This window comes from Priestia sp. FSL W8-0524 (genome assembly GCF_038005965.1).
GTDB classification, from domain to species: Bacteria; Bacillota; Bacilli; order Bacillales; family Bacillaceae_H; genus Priestia; species Priestia zanthoxyli.
The window spans coordinates 1,522,382-1,535,965 of record NZ_JBBOUG010000001.1 but is presented as its reverse complement, the minus strand read 5'-3'; the positions used below and the strand labels follow the sequence as shown (position 1 = coordinate 1,535,965).

Genomic DNA, 13,584 nt, shown 5'->3' with positions numbered 1-13,584 from the left:
TGAAAACACTTTATCAACGCAGTAAAAAAGAAAAAACATCTTAAGAAATGGTAATTTAACAAAAAAGGAGAAAACAACAGTGGGATTTTTAATTGGTATATCAGGAAGCATTATTGTGGATCAAGGAGGACGCTTTCCAGGCTATAAGCGAGCGTATGTGAATAACGACTATATCGAATCAACAGCGCTCAGCGGCGGAGTTCCTTTTATCTTGCCAGTACTAGAAGATGAAGAAATGATTAAAGCGCAGGCAGAAAGTATAGACGGGTTGATTTTATCAGGTGGACAAGACGTCAATCCCCTTTTATACGGTGAAGAACCGACAACAAAAACAGGTTCACCTTTTTTAGCACGAGATCAGTCTGAACAGCTATTGTTAAAGCATGTGATTGATCAAGGAAAACCGGTATTAGCGATTTGCCGCGGTTTACAAATTTTAAACGTTGCTTACGGCGGCACGCTTTATCAAGACATGTCAGACATTAAAGAGTCATTTATCAAACATGATCAATACAACAATACAAGCGACCCTTCTCATTCCATCATGATTAAAGACGGAACACGCCTACATGACCTTTACGGTAATCAAGCTCTTATTAATTCATTTCACCATCAAGCGATTAAAGACGTAGCGCCAGGCTTTGAAGTTTCCGCATGGGCAAAAGACGGAGTCATTGAAGCCATTGAAAAACAAGGAAATCAATTTGTAGTCGGCGTCCAGTGGCATCCAGAAATGATGGCAAAAGAACATATTTCAATGCTGAACTTGTTTAAACTGTTTATGGAGCATGTGCAGCAGACAGCTACGAAAAAAGTCAGCATTTGACGTTTCAATCTACTTTGCTACCAATATAAAAAAGGCAGACCATTGTGGCCTGCCTTTTTGTATGAACTGAAGATGCGCAAAGAAATCTAGACAAATCTTCATCTATTAATTAGATAAAATAGTGCAAGTATTTTTGGCTTTTACAGTATTTCAATATACCCTTCTGTTCCATGTACGCGAATTCGCTGACCGTCTTTTATTAGCCGAGTAGCATTCTCTACTCCGACAACCGCTGGCAATCCGTATTCGCGGGCAATGACTGCGCCGTGAGTCATCAGTCCCCCAACTTCCGTAACAAGCCCCTTTATCCCTACGAATAACGGGGTCCAGCTAGGGTCGGTAAAGGAAGTGACTAATATATCTCCATCTGATAGATTAGCTTTTTCCATGTTTAAAATGACGCGCGCGCGCCCTTCTATCACTCCGGAAGAAACCGGTAAACCTACAATTGCTTGGGGCGGGAGGTTTTCTCGTTTGTACGCACCTGTAATAATTTCACCTTGAGACGTGATCACACGCGGAGGCGTTAGCTTTTCATATAATTTGTACTCTTCTTTTCGCTTGCTGATGATTTGGTAATCCAGTTTATGTGTGCGCAAGACTTCGTGAAGTTCTTCAAACGTCAAATAGTATATATCTTCTGATTCATCAATAACGCCGGCTTTTAAAAGCTGCTCGGCTTCTTTCAGCAGAGCCTGCTTATAAACAAAATAACGGTTAATCATCCCGTATTTGGGATATTCACGATAACCGATAAAATTCCGGAGGAGATTAATTCTTTCTTTTGTTTCTTTTGCTTTTTGTTCGCCATTGGGCAATTGCTTTAATCTACTTAATAGCTCTTTCTCTTTTTTTAAGGCTTCCTGCAAACCTTTTTCAAATTTTTTCTTGCTGGCATTAGCCTCAAAGTTTTTAATATTACCAAGAATCACCGGGATAAGTGCAGCTGGCTTTTCGCTCCAGCGAGTTTTCGTAATATCGATTTCTCCAGGACATCGCATTCCGTATTTGCTGAGATAATCATAGATAGCGTCTTTGGTTTCCTGCCCACCTTTAAACTTAACTACTTCATCCAAAAAGTTATCATCTTTTACATGTTGTAAATAATGGATGACTTCTGGATAAGGACGAATTACATCTGCGACATCCAATAGCGCAAGACCCATTTCTGAAGTAATATTGTTTGGGACAGATTGAGAAAGCGTATCTGCTGCGTTTTTTTCACCTAGCCACGTCTCCATTTTTTCATTGATCCATGATGAAGCATCCATAGCGGCCATAAACACAGCTGTACTTTGTGGATCAAATAAAATCTTCTTTAATGTCCCGATATCTTCTGAAATGAAATCGACTAATTCCGACTCTGACTTCGTTTGGATGGTTTGTTTTAGCTCTTCTATTGAAGCTTGATTCTTCTTGATCAAGTCAAAAACGATCGTAAAGTCGTTTTCGATTTGTACCTTAGGTTTCGTAGGCGGCACGCTTTTATTGCTTTTACCGGAACTTTGATCATTAGATAAAGATTTTATGAAATCTCCTCGCTCTATTATGCTTGTAAGTGCGTCTTTCATGAGCGGATCATGTTGTCCCATGGCACCTAACATCATTTTTCTGCTGTCAGGTGAAGCCAGCATAGGGGTGACATCAACAAACAACCTTCCACCGGCTGTACGCATCGGTGCATTAGTCGTTAACAGAAAAAAAGACAATCCCAGTGGTTTCATGGCATCGGTCATCATTTGTTGGTGTCCAACAGATACATACACGTGATTTTCTTGATCAGCTGCTTCTGGAATTGGATATAAAGTAGTGATTGGACGACTTTGGACAATATAAAATGTATCATCAGCCAAGCACCACTCGATATCTTGAGGACAATCAAAATAAGCTTCAAGCTGTCTTCCAACGCGTTCTAATTGTAAAATTTGAGAGTCAGTGAGCGCTTGCGTTTTTTGCACACCAGAAGGAACTTCCTTCGCTTCTGTTCCGCCTTCTTTTAATCCATAGATAGCTAACTTTTTAGCTGCTATTTTTTTATCAACGATTTCTCCTTCTTGTACTTTATAGCAATCGGCAGATACCAAACCAGACACCAGCGCTTCTCCAAGTCCGAATCCTGCATCAATGGATAACAGCTTTCGGTTAGAAGTAATTGGGTCAGCGGTAAATAAAATACCTGAAGCCTGCGGGAAAACCATTCGTTGAACAATAACCGATGCGTGCACTTGACTATGGTCAAATCCATTTTTTATCCGGTAGGTTACCGCGCGATTTGTAAACAGGGAAGCCCAGCATTTGCTAATGTGCTCAAGGATGGCTTCTTTGCCTCTGATATTTAAATAAGTGTCATGCTGACCAGCAAAAGAAGCATGTGGCAGATCTTCAGCTGTCGCACTTGAACGAACTGCATAAGCATGCTCTTCCCCAAACTGAGAGAGAGAATGAATAACTGCTTTTACAACGTCAGAAGGAATTTTTATTTCCATAATGGTTTGGCGAATTTTTTCGCTGATTTCACCAATTTGATCTCGATCATCAGCATTTAGCATCGTCAGCTGGTTCAGTAACGCTTGAAATGTTTCATTTTGTTCAAGAGCTTTTTGATACCCGGCCGCTGTCACACAAAATCCTTCCGGTACTTGTATTCCTTGAATTTTTGATAACGCGCCTAAATTTAAAGCTTTTCCTCCAACAAGTGAAAGCTGTGTATCTTTTATTTCTTGAAAGCTAAGAACTAAAGAGTTCATTCAACATCTCTCCTAACCGGTAATGTTTTATTGATTTTACCAGCAGTAAATGAGAATAAACAGTCTATATCGGCATTTTTTTATGTGGTATAATTAAAGTAGGAAGAGAAATACATACCTTTTTGTTTGCGGTTACATATTTAAAAGTTGTAATAAATAGCTTACCTAATTGATTCGTATCCTGTTTAAAGCAGGTAAGTATATGCCTAATAACGCTTCTATTCTTCCCTCCTCGTTTGACTGCAAGAGAATTTTTTTCAATGTTTTTAATCGCTTTATCTTCTCATACAGAATGAATTTCTTTTTACCCCTTCTTTCAGCTAGTCATCTGAAGAGTCTGGCCCATCAAATGACTAACTCTCTTTTTTGCTATTTTGAAACCATAGCGTTACGAATGTATCTCTTCGCTCGCTTTCTAGCAACTGTATAAACAATCATCTGCAGTACAAGCGCCGCAAGGCTTATGAGTACGATTTGCTCAACCGAAGTAACAGGCGAAAAGTATTTTTCCCATTTTGGATCAGGAAGTCTTAACGCGTTATAAAAATATGAAGTACTAAAAGAAACGATATTTCCTAAAATAAGTGACAAATCTGCTCTAATCAGCCCGCTTAGATAAGATAGTACGACTGTAACCATGGCCATGATTATATAGTTTATTTTTGAATCATCTTCAAAATCTTTTCGTATAGATAGATAAACATATGGAATGCAATAAATGGTAAAAATTATAAAAGGAAGTATTCTTCTCATATAGCAATCTCTCCAATATTTAGGATTCGACATAGTTCTCTATTATTATAAATGAACGAAGAGAATTTTTTCCAGTTTTTTGTGCACAGCGAGTGTAGAAATACCCATATGTATCATGATTGTTTGTAAAATCATTTCTTAAGGCAAAGTAAAAAGCACTCTTGTGAGTGCTTTTTTACAGCATATTTATTTAAGCAGCACATGTGTTTATTCAACTATTCTTTGTTTACTAAAGAATAGTGCGTCTTTGTATACTACCTCTTTTACTCTTGACTGTAGCTTTTTTTCTATCCCTGCTTTAGCATTTTCAAAACATACTTTAAAGCGGTAGTTAAAATATAAAAGCACGTTAACTCGGTTCTTCAGCAAGTACCCAAGGGACTTCTATCTCAAAATTCAGTTGAAGTACGGGTCTGGCAAATCCACCAGGGACAAATTCCAAATTTTTAGAAAAGCCAATATGTAAATTATTACTTATTTGGATTGCATCATCTGAATTTATAATTTCAAGAGGCGTTTGAAGAGATACCTTACCTACAAGATGATAACAGCCAATATAGAAGTGTAGCCCATTTTCTTGAGGATCAAAATGTGATAAGTGATTACATTGAGAAGGATTAATACCTAGTTGGTAAAAAAGCTGAAGCTCTATCTCTGATCTTGACTTCATAGCTTCATAGAAGTTTAGACAATATAGACAATCGCACAAATCCCACTTCTTCAAATACTGTTTTTTTGTTTCTTCAACATCAATTTCTAAAATCCAATTATTAATCTTTATAGTTTGATACATAGTCTTCACTTCCCATACTTAGGCTATTTAGAAGTTACCTTCAGCTGCAGAATTCTTTAGCTTAATTTATAAGCTGATTAGAAAGATAAATTATAACGAATTAGCAAAAGCATCTAATAATTCTTCACTTTTATCTTCTGAAATCAATTCCTACCATTAGTCTCTTCCTCTCTCTACATTCTTTCTAAGTTTAATAGATGCTAAAAAAGAGGACAGCTAGGTAGATATTAAACTACTATCTGTCCTCTTCTGACCGTACTCTTATCAAAATCTTTTAACGAAGCCATAATTAAGTAACATTTTCTACAAACTCTTCTAGAGAATCATACATTTCTAAAGCGTCCCATTCACCCATACCATGTTCAGCTGTAAAAACTGGATAATCTTCATTCGCTATATCAATAAAAAGCGGGTCACCGCCGATTTCTTCATCATACCCTATGACAAACCAGCTTTCTTGCCAATCTCCTTCTTGATTCCCTATAAGGGAATTGGCTTCTAGATCTTCTCTATAGCCTAATTGTCCATCTAAAAACTCGCTTTTAAGATAGATATAATAAGGAGTAGAAAGAATTTCTCCCACTTCATCTTCAAATTCTACTTTCACCGACGTACCTGGAAGTGCTTTAAGAATTTTATAGATTTTCTCTATATCCGGCTTTATCATTTGCTTCTCCCCTTTAATGATCTGTATGATTTATCGTGGCCATTACCCATTCTTCTAAGCTATCTGCTATTACTTCGCGCTGTTCCCAATCGTGCCAAAAGGTGATAATTTGGCCGACTTTTCCTCCTTCAGCCGGATCCAAGTCTATACAAATATCATCTCCTCCCCCATTCGTGGCAATCGAAATCCAACGCGGGTTCCACCACAATTCTTTTTTCACTGGTCCAACAGGTTCTACTTCTGGAAAATCTTCAAATTCTCCTCCGTCTAAAAGCTCTTTTAAGGTTTGCCACGTATACAGAATCTCCTCTAGAGGTAATAGAGTATAATTTTCAATAACTCCTATATACTCATCGCTCTGTCCATTATGTATCATTAACCAGTCTTTAAGGTTTTGGGGGAAGGTTAGTCCCATCTTTTGTTCAACCGCTGCAATTTCTGATTCAGCAGCTGCTTCGTTAAGTGTTCCTACTGCTTCTGGCCGATTTATTCTCAACCACTGTTCAAATTCATGCCAAACCTGCTTCATTTTAAAGGCCTCCTTATATAACATTACTAAATGAATCTATGAAAATGATCCTGTACTTTTTAAGCTTATACTAATTATGTATGGGAATCTTATGTAAATAAACTGTTTTATTACTTTCTACTACATGAAACGAACATCAATTAGCTCGCTTAACCTCATTTTATTCGCCTGGTTACCCCCCTCATCTATAAAAACAAATAATCCTCCTAGAGAATCAACAAACTGAATAACTCCTGTTTCTGTTATACACTGCCCATGCTTGTAATACGTCAGGTACACTTTTTTATGTGTATGAAGCGCTTCAATCAAAGTGAAATTAATCTGTTCCATTTGATCTTCTGTTAAAAAAGGTTGTGGTATTTCTGCTTGTTTTTTTATAATTTCCTGTAATCCTTTGTATTGCTCTGGCATAGTGGCGAACGGTCGCCATTTTTTCATTCCTCTGTTCTGCATAGCAGCTTCCTCCTTTATGCTTTATGACCTCCTAGAAGGCCGTTTCGATAACGAGCCGTTGAATGATCGAGATAGCTTGAGGCCCGTAGAACGCTATTCTTTCCATAACGAAGACGAATGTCATCGATCGTTTTTGCAAGTGCATAGGCTCTTTCCCGCTGATCAATATCCTCAAATAAGCTCATTTGTTCTTCTTCTTGAATGCGTGTGTTCGACAAGGAAATCCCAATGGAACGAATCGGCATTCCGCTATCATGTGTATGTAAGATGGTTAAACAATACGGAAAGATATCTTGGCTTAAATTCGAAGCTCTCCCCATTTTCTTTTGTCTTGAGAAGCCTCCACCTGTTTGTTTGCTGTAACCAATAGATAAATGAACAGTCTGAGCCACTACTTGATGCATGCGTAAACGAAAACATACATCGTCCAATAGCTCTAACAGCAATAACTCCACTTCTTTTCGGTTTGTATAATCATGGAATAGAATCTGACTTTTTCCAAATGAACGAGAGCTAGGAATGTACACATCAGAAATGCGACTGTAATCAATCCCATTCGCATGTTGATACAACTCTTCACCCAGAATGCCAAATTCTTTTTGTAACATCTCCTTTGAAGAAAGAGCGAGTTCTTTGATGGTGTGAATGCCTAACCGTTGTAAGCGTCTTTCCGTAGCAGACGAGATTCCCCAGAAATCCTTCATCGGATGAATGGACCACAGCTTAAAGGGAATATCCTCATACCGCCAATAAGCAACTCCTGTTGGGCTATTCTTGGCCTCATGATCTAAGCTCACTTTTGCCAGTAAGAGATTGGGACCGATTCCGGCAGTAGCTGTCAGCCTTGTTTTTTGATAAATCTCGTTGATGATTTTATAGGCTAATTCTTCTGGTGTTTTAGCGAATAAATGCAAAGAAGTTGTCGCATCAATAAACAACTCATCAATGCTGTACGCATGAAAGTCTTCAGGAGCCACATACTGTAACACCAAACTAGAAATATAGTTCGAAGCCTTGATATACCTCTCCATAGATGGATTCACGACATGGATATCTTTTCTTTTAGGAATATCGAAAAGACGGCTTCCCGTTTTGATTCCTTCTTTCTTTAGTAAGGGTGTGGCAGCTAACACAACCGATCCAGACCGTTTGATATCTCCTACTACCGCAAGCTTTGTTTTTAGCGGATTCAATCCCCGTATGACAGAAGAAACTGAAGATAACGATAGGTAGCCTACTAAGTGTAAAATCTGGTATGATTCCATTCTCTTTTGGGCTTTCCCCCGTTCCACACCGTGCGTGAGACTTTCACCTCACACGGCGCTCCAGCAATTCCTAAGTTTGATTTCTACTAAGTCATAAACATTTCATTGGTTTAGTTTATTAGAACAAAGTTAGTTGTTCATAGAAAGTTTTGTTAGTACAGATTAAATTGTTTCCCACAAGAAATCGCAGTTTATTTAATTTCTCTATTTGTTTATCTGTCATTTTTAGTTTGTCCACTAGCTTTTTTGCCAGAGGTTCATTAGTTAGATGTATCAGCTTGTGAATTTCTGATTTTACGAGAATAAGATTTGCGTAATTGTCGTCCTGCGTTTCGCTCCATAATCGTTTGTGATGACAATGTATGTCCGTCAGTTCAAGTTTTTCATTCATAACTCCACACCTTCCATTTTGTGCAACGAATAGGGAGATTCGATTATCATTGAACTCAATTGTTGCTCTGTCATTAATTACTGGATGTTCCCTTAGCCACCTTAATTCTGCTTCGGTCACGTTTTCCAGTCCTTTATGGATTAGTTTGCGTCCTTCTGATGTGTATTTATTAATAGCTATACGTTTACTCATAGGATTCTTATGCAGAACATACGCAAAAGGAAGAATTGGTTTTTTCATGTAAAACCTTATGGTTTTTGATCCGAGATAGGGAATAATTCCTTTATCTTTACCAACATATTTACCTACCCTTGAGAAACCGAAGGTGTCTGCTTTGCTACCTCTCGGAAGACGATTGTACATTTTCCTAGTTAAGTTTCTTCCTGGCCAATGGAAATCTCGACTTACATGGGTGGCAATACAATAGTAGTTGTGCGCTCCAATCACCATACTGTTGTACTTTCCAATATTCCTAATTATCTCTTGATGGCTTGCTGATTTTTGTAACTTTTTGATTTGGTCTGTTAATTTAGCTATTTGAATTTTGATAGCTTTTGGTGATACATGCGTCTCTGCCACGTATTTGGTTTTTCCCGTGGAAAGGCGCTTACCTTTCTTGGTCGCCTTTAAGGTAAAGCCAAGAAATTCGCTTCTTTCCTTTTTTAGGTTCGTCACTTTGGACTTTTCTTCAGAGATAGGAAGTTTCAATCTTTCCTCGAGCCATCTTTTACACGCTTTGTAAATCTTTTCGGCGTTGCTTCTTATATTCGTAAATATTTTGAAGTCATCTGCATATCTCACTATGTACATTGGTTTTAGTCTGGTTTTTTTAAGTTCGACATTCTCGTGTGAACGGTTTTGAGCTCCTTGCTTTGTTAGCTTGGGCGTCACCTCTTTTACCACGAACGTTTCCCACTGTCGGCTTATCCACCAATCAAATTCATTCAGATTGATATTGGCAAGTAGTGGACTTAAAATTCCACCTTGCGGTGTTCCTTTTGTAGGATATACAGTTGAACCATCAGTCATTATGATTGGGGCTTTGAGTATCTTTCGTATAATTACTAACAGTTGTTTATCTCGTATTCCCAATGTCCATAATTGTCGCATTAGCTTTACGTGGTTTACTTCATCGAAGAATCCTTTAATATCAACATCTATAACGAAAGTTAAATCTTGCCGATTAATCTTTCTAACTGAATCTGCAATAGCTTGTTCGGCAGACCGATTAGGTCTGAATCCATAGCTCCTAGGGCAAAAGTGTGCTTCACATATCGGTTCCAGAACTTGCAAGATACATTGTTGGATAACTCTATCCCAAAAAGAGGGTATGCCAAGAGGTCTGGTTTTCCCGTTTAGTTTTGGGATTTCCTTTCGCCTAACTTTACCTGGTGTGTAATTTCTAAATCGCCTTTTAACAGACTTAACAAAACTTTCTTGGGACATTTTTTCGACAGTTTTAATGGTGATTTTATCGACTGATGGTGTTCTACTTCCTTTATTTCGCTTAATATTTCGATAGGCTAGTAGGATATTTTTCTCAGAAACGATTATTTTCATTAGTTGTCGAAAGTTTTCTTTGTTCTTTGCCCTTTGATACAAGTTATCGAAGGTCTCTGTCATACTGTAGTATTCTGAGTTTCGAATATTCTTGTCTTTGAGCCTTTTTCCCACTGAGTGTTTATTCATGGTTTGTCACCGTCCTTTAAAATTCAGTGACCTTTTTAGTCCTACCAGAATCCACGCTAGGATTTAGTGAAATCATATTTTAACCTTAGTTATTGCCTTGTGGCTGTTCCTCCAGTTCTATTACATAACCTTCATTGGTCGTGCCACTACTTTCATCTACCATTAAAGAGGGTTATATCCTTACGGAATTTCCCCAACTAACTCGACATGCCTGCCTAGTTCTATTTCACACTATACGTTGGTAGCTTCCGACGTTCCTTTTCAGTTATCAATGATTGTACTTAGGTGCTCACTCTACTCCGTGGTTTGCTCCACTGCCTATAACAGTGTAAGAATTAGGGCATTTTCGATTACCTTTGTTTCCTTAAACCAAGTCATCTTTTCAGACCCGACTCATTTCTAAGCCGTAAAGTTATCGAAGCGTACATTCGCGAGTTCGTCAGTGGTTTGTCACATTCTCACCTTATATAATCGACGGCATACATTACTCGTCCAGTTCCATCGGGTTTATTATTCCCTTTGGCTTTCGGTTACCTATAGAAAGGCACTTCGGGTTACTTTCATGCATATGTCACCCAGCTATGGTTGCCCAAGCCGTTGCTGCGACTTGAGGTTAGGGCATATTACCGCAGAAGTTTCAAGGCGTTACCCAATCATTCCTTCTGTCACTGAAAAAGTTATACCTCTTGTAATCTAAATTTAGAATCCATTGAGATCAATCTCTCCCCGTTAGGTTATTAGCCTAACTTTTGAAATTAACGTCTCGCACCGAAAAATGCCTTCATATCGATGCATATAATGACTCTGTTTGGTAGCTGGGCATAATCCATTGAAAGAACTCCTTAGATAAAGAACGTTTGTTCTCTATTATATACGAACAAACGTTCTTTATTCAATGGAAATTCTAAATTTTTCCCGATTATTGTTACTGCAATATGATATATCTCTTTTTAATCAACTTACAGAAAGGTCTATATAACTATAAAAATAACAAATTATTATTTTTATGTATATTTTTGTTACATTTTCTGTTTTTGTATAGTATAATTTCTCATTGTTGACAAAATATGAAAAAGGGGAGAAAATCAAGTGGTAAAGAATCGAATTTTAGTTAAAGCCTTTTTATTAATGATTTTAGGTCTATTTTCGTTTAGCAGTATATCTTACGCAGATGAATGGAACGATGATGAATTTCAGAAGTTAGTTTTGGAAGAAAAAATTGAAGTATATGGATTAGATGAACTTAAAAATGCAGGGATTTTAGAGAACGATGCAATCAACAAAGTTACATATACTGCTTTTTTTGAAGATGGAGTTAGTTACGATATCAATTTACAAGTGACTACAAACACAAGTGGGGCTATTACGGCTGTTGTATCTGATGCTTCGACAAGTACTTTTGAAGCTTTAAAAAGAAGAGGTAAACCTAAAAAGGGAAAGAATAACACTGTTCCATATAAATTAAATGGTGGAATGAACAAATCAAGCTTTATCAATGAGCACGCATATGATAGGCATAAGTATAATCCAAAGAAAAAATCTACACCTAATGATACTCAATATGGTCGCAATGTTGATGTCAAAAAATTAAGAGAAGAAACTATGAATAATTACGATAATAAATGGTCACAAACTGATAAAAAAGGAAATACTCAAGTTTTTTACGCTAAACGTTTTGATTCTAATATTAGTACCTCAGATACTTCGACAAGAGATCATAGAGTTATAATAAATAAAAGCAACTCTGCAAAGAGTACGCAATTTCCACTAGCATTCTAATTGTGCTATAGATAAGGGGTAGACAACAAATGATTAACGTAAAAAAAAGCCAAGTTTTTATAGAGCTTGATATAGCTAATTGGGATAATACTGAGTTTGGTAGCACTTTGTATGAAATGTGTGAAACTAACAAAGAATATGAAAATGATTTAGTTGAAGTTCACCAAGTTGTTTTTCTTGGTAAACGAAAAAGCCAAGATCATTATTTAATCATTTTAAATATTACTCAGGATATAAACAATTTAGGTAAACCTGTAGAAAATTTATATAGATAATCTAAGAGGCTGGGCTTTGTCCCGGCCTCTTATTATATTCTAGTTCACATAAGTTTAATTATCGGAACCATACAAAAATATGAGCTCTTGGTATACAAGGGCTCTTTAACTTTCCATCTTTTCTTTACATAGTTATTTCGTCATTACATCATCTTCCTCAGTAACATATATTTTAAATCTTTATAAAACGCAATTTTATAACTTTCAATTGCTACTATGTTTTCATTCACAAGTGAAGCCTCTTCTTACTGTTCAATAAAACCTGCCTTAAATCATATGATTAATTCCACAACAAGTGGATTAATTTAATTAAAATAGAAAAAAATGATATTATTGGATATTAGGAGGTATTTATGTACAAATTTTTGATTTTTATTATAGTAGCGTTTTATATCGCTCATTATGTCGAAAAATACTTAAGAAAAAAGATGCACTTAGAAACCGATCCAGATATTTATAGAAAAAAAGTAAACAGGTGGCACTCAAGAATAGAAGTTGTACTATACATAATATTTTTATTTTCCCTAAGCTATTATAATCAAGTTCCTATGTGGATTATTTTAGCTGCTTTTTGTATTGTTTATCAGGGATTTAATATATTTATGGAATGGAAATTTGCAAGAGAAACAAAGGAACACCTTTTAGCCGTTATCTTCTTCTTCTTTTATTTAGCTTCTATAGGAGTTGGTACTTTGTTAAATGTATTTTAAATAGGAGTTGAATATTATTGCTAAAAACATTTTTATACCTCTTACTATTATTGTTAGTAGCATCTCTTATTACAAAGTATCTTGCTATAAAATTAAATGTTAAAGATGACCACGACACTGAAAAAATCATGTAAACAAGTGGCATAAATGGGTAGAAAAAAGTTTTTATATTGTTTTTATTATACTCTTTATTGCTTTTGAACAGCTTCCTATGTGGGTCATGTTAATTATTTTCTGTTTATGTTATTTAAGTTTCCGAATCTTTATGGAGTGAAGATATAACAGAGAAACTAGGGAATATTTAATATCATTTAGTCTCCTGATATATTTTTTAATAGCAATTATTATTGGAGCAATATTGAATGTTTTCTAATGGTTTATTTATACATACACAAAGAGCTATGTACGTTATAAAAAGCATAGAAAATAAATACACTATAATACATAAGAGCAGGTGGAAATAATTTTTATACCTATATTAGTTTTACTAGTTGGTTTGTATCTATTAATCTCGGGAATTTTAATCATCGTAAAAGATAAAAACACAAAAGGAAAGACTAAAAAAACTTTAGTTGTTTTAGCAGTAGCATCCGATATAGTTACTGATCCAGTGTCGTCTTCTGGGTTCCGTATTATGCTTGGTGCTGTTCTTATAATAGGTGGATTAATTTTATTATAAGAAATACCTATTGGTATATAACTATGTT

12 protein-coding genes are annotated in these 13,584 nt (G+C 36.3%); 4 read left to right on the top strand and 8 right to left on the bottom strand.

Features of this window, described 5'->3' with window-relative positions:
* Positions 1-79: 79 nt before the first annotated feature.
* Positions 80-826: a gamma-glutamyl-gamma-aminobutyrate hydrolase family protein gene (locus NST66_RS07705; RefSeq protein WP_154991453.1), complete on the top strand. Its 747-nt coding sequence runs from the start codon at positions 80-82 to the stop codon at positions 824-826.
* Between the two features lie 140 nt (positions 827-966).
* On the opposite strand, the gene ppsA is transcribed toward NST66_RS07705, so the two are convergent.
* The 8 genes from ppsA to ltrA all read right to left on the bottom strand — a co-directional run bounded on the left by ppsA (position 967) and on the right by ltrA (position 10,113).
* Positions 967-3,573, bottom strand: a complete 2,607-nt coding sequence (ppsA, locus tag NST66_RS07700) for a phosphoenolpyruvate synthase (protein ID WP_154991454.1) — start codon at positions 3,571-3,573, stop codon at positions 967-969.
* Positions 3,574-3,942: 369 nt separating this feature from the next.
* Complete coding sequence (locus tag NST66_RS07695; RefSeq protein ID WP_033578688.1) at positions 3,943-4,326, bottom strand: hypothetical protein; 384 nt, start codon at positions 4,324-4,326, stop codon at positions 3,943-3,945.
* A 349-nt stretch (positions 4,327-4,675) separates the two neighbouring features.
* Complete coding sequence (locus tag NST66_RS07690; RefSeq protein WP_063247207.1) at positions 4,676-5,119, bottom strand: hypothetical protein; 444 nt, start codon at positions 5,117-5,119, stop codon at positions 4,676-4,678.
* Between the two features lie 289 nt (positions 5,120-5,408).
* Positions 5,409-5,786 carry an SMI1/KNR4 family protein gene (locus NST66_RS07685; protein WP_154991455.1) on the bottom strand — a complete coding sequence of 126 codons (378 nt, stop codon included), beginning with the start codon at positions 5,784-5,786 and terminating at the stop codon, positions 5,409-5,411.
* Positions 5,787-5,799: 13 nt separating this feature from the next.
* Positions 5,800-6,315 (bottom strand): SMI1/KNR4 family protein, encoded by a 516-nt coding sequence (locus NST66_RS07680; protein ID WP_154991456.1) that lies wholly within the window; start codon positions 6,313-6,315, stop codon positions 5,800-5,802.
* A gap of 120 nt (positions 6,316-6,435) precedes the next feature.
* Entirely contained in the window at positions 6,436-6,768 is a 333-nt protein-coding gene (locus NST66_RS07675) for a YolD-like family protein (protein ID WP_098112796.1), read from the bottom strand.
* Between the two features lie 14 nt (positions 6,769-6,782).
* Positions 6,783-8,033, bottom strand: a complete 1,251-nt coding sequence (locus tag NST66_RS07670; protein WP_340843237.1) for a Y-family DNA polymerase — start codon at positions 8,031-8,033, stop codon at positions 6,783-6,785.
* 118 nt (positions 8,034-8,151) lie between these two features.
* Positions 8,152-10,113: a group II intron reverse transcriptase/maturase gene (gene ltrA, locus NST66_RS07665; RefSeq protein WP_325077362.1), complete on the bottom strand. Its 1,962-nt coding sequence runs from the start codon at positions 10,111-10,113 to the stop codon at positions 8,152-8,154.
* 1,089 nt (positions 10,114-11,202) lie between these two features.
* On the opposite strand from ltrA, the gene NST66_RS07660 reads away from it, so the two are divergent.
* The 3 genes from NST66_RS07660 (at position 11,203) to NST66_RS07650 (ending at position 12,877) form a co-directional block, all read left to right on the top strand.
* On the top strand, positions 11,203-11,892 hold the full coding sequence (locus NST66_RS07660; RefSeq protein ID WP_154991458.1) for a hypothetical protein: 690 nt from the start codon (positions 11,203-11,205) through the stop codon (positions 11,890-11,892).
* Between the two features lie 29 nt (positions 11,893-11,921).
* Positions 11,922-12,167, top strand: a complete 246-nt coding sequence (locus NST66_RS07655) for a hypothetical protein (RefSeq protein WP_228123044.1) — start codon at positions 11,922-11,924, stop codon at positions 12,165-12,167.
* A gap of 353 nt (positions 12,168-12,520) precedes the next feature.
* Entirely contained in the window at positions 12,521-12,877 is a 357-nt protein-coding gene (locus NST66_RS07650) for a DUF4181 domain-containing protein (RefSeq protein ID WP_048021439.1), read from the top strand.
* Positions 12,878-13,584: the final 707 nt, after the last annotated feature.

Bases quoted from the DNA above. Each gene is read 5' to 3' on its own strand.
- ppsA (WP_154991454.1), bottom strand. From the start codon at position 3,573: ATGAACTCTTTAGTTCTTAGCTTTCAAGAAATAAAAGATACACAGCTT.
- NST66_RS07695 (WP_033578688.1), bottom strand. From the start codon at position 4,326: ATGAGAAGAATACTTCCTTTTATAATTTTTACCATTTATTGCATTCCA.
- NST66_RS07690 (WP_063247207.1), bottom strand. From the start codon at position 5,119: ATGTATCAAACTATAAAGATTAATAATTGGATTTTAGAAATTGATGTT.
- NST66_RS07685 (WP_154991455.1), bottom strand. From the start codon at position 5,786: ATGATAAAGCCGGATATAGAGAAAATCTATAAAATTCTTAAAGCACTT.
- NST66_RS07680 (WP_154991456.1), bottom strand. From the start codon at position 6,315: ATGAAGCAGGTTTGGCATGAATTTGAACAGTGGTTGAGAATAAATCGG.
- NST66_RS07675 (WP_098112796.1), bottom strand. From the start codon at position 6,768: ATGCAGAACAGAGGAATGAAAAAATGGCGACCGTTCGCCACTATGCCA.
- NST66_RS07670 (WP_340843237.1), bottom strand. From the start codon at position 8,033: ATGGAATCATACCAGATTTTACACTTAGTAGGCTACCTATCGTTATCT.
- ltrA (WP_325077362.1), bottom strand. From the start codon at position 10,113: ATGAATAAACACTCAGTGGGAAAAAGGCTCAAAGACAAGAATATTCGA.
- NST66_RS07655 (WP_228123044.1), top strand. From the start codon at position 11,922: ATGATTAACGTAAAAAAAAGCCAAGTTTTTATAGAGCTTGATATAGCT.
- NST66_RS07650 (WP_048021439.1), top strand. From the start codon at position 12,521: ATGTACAAATTTTTGATTTTTATTATAGTAGCGTTTTATATCGCTCAT.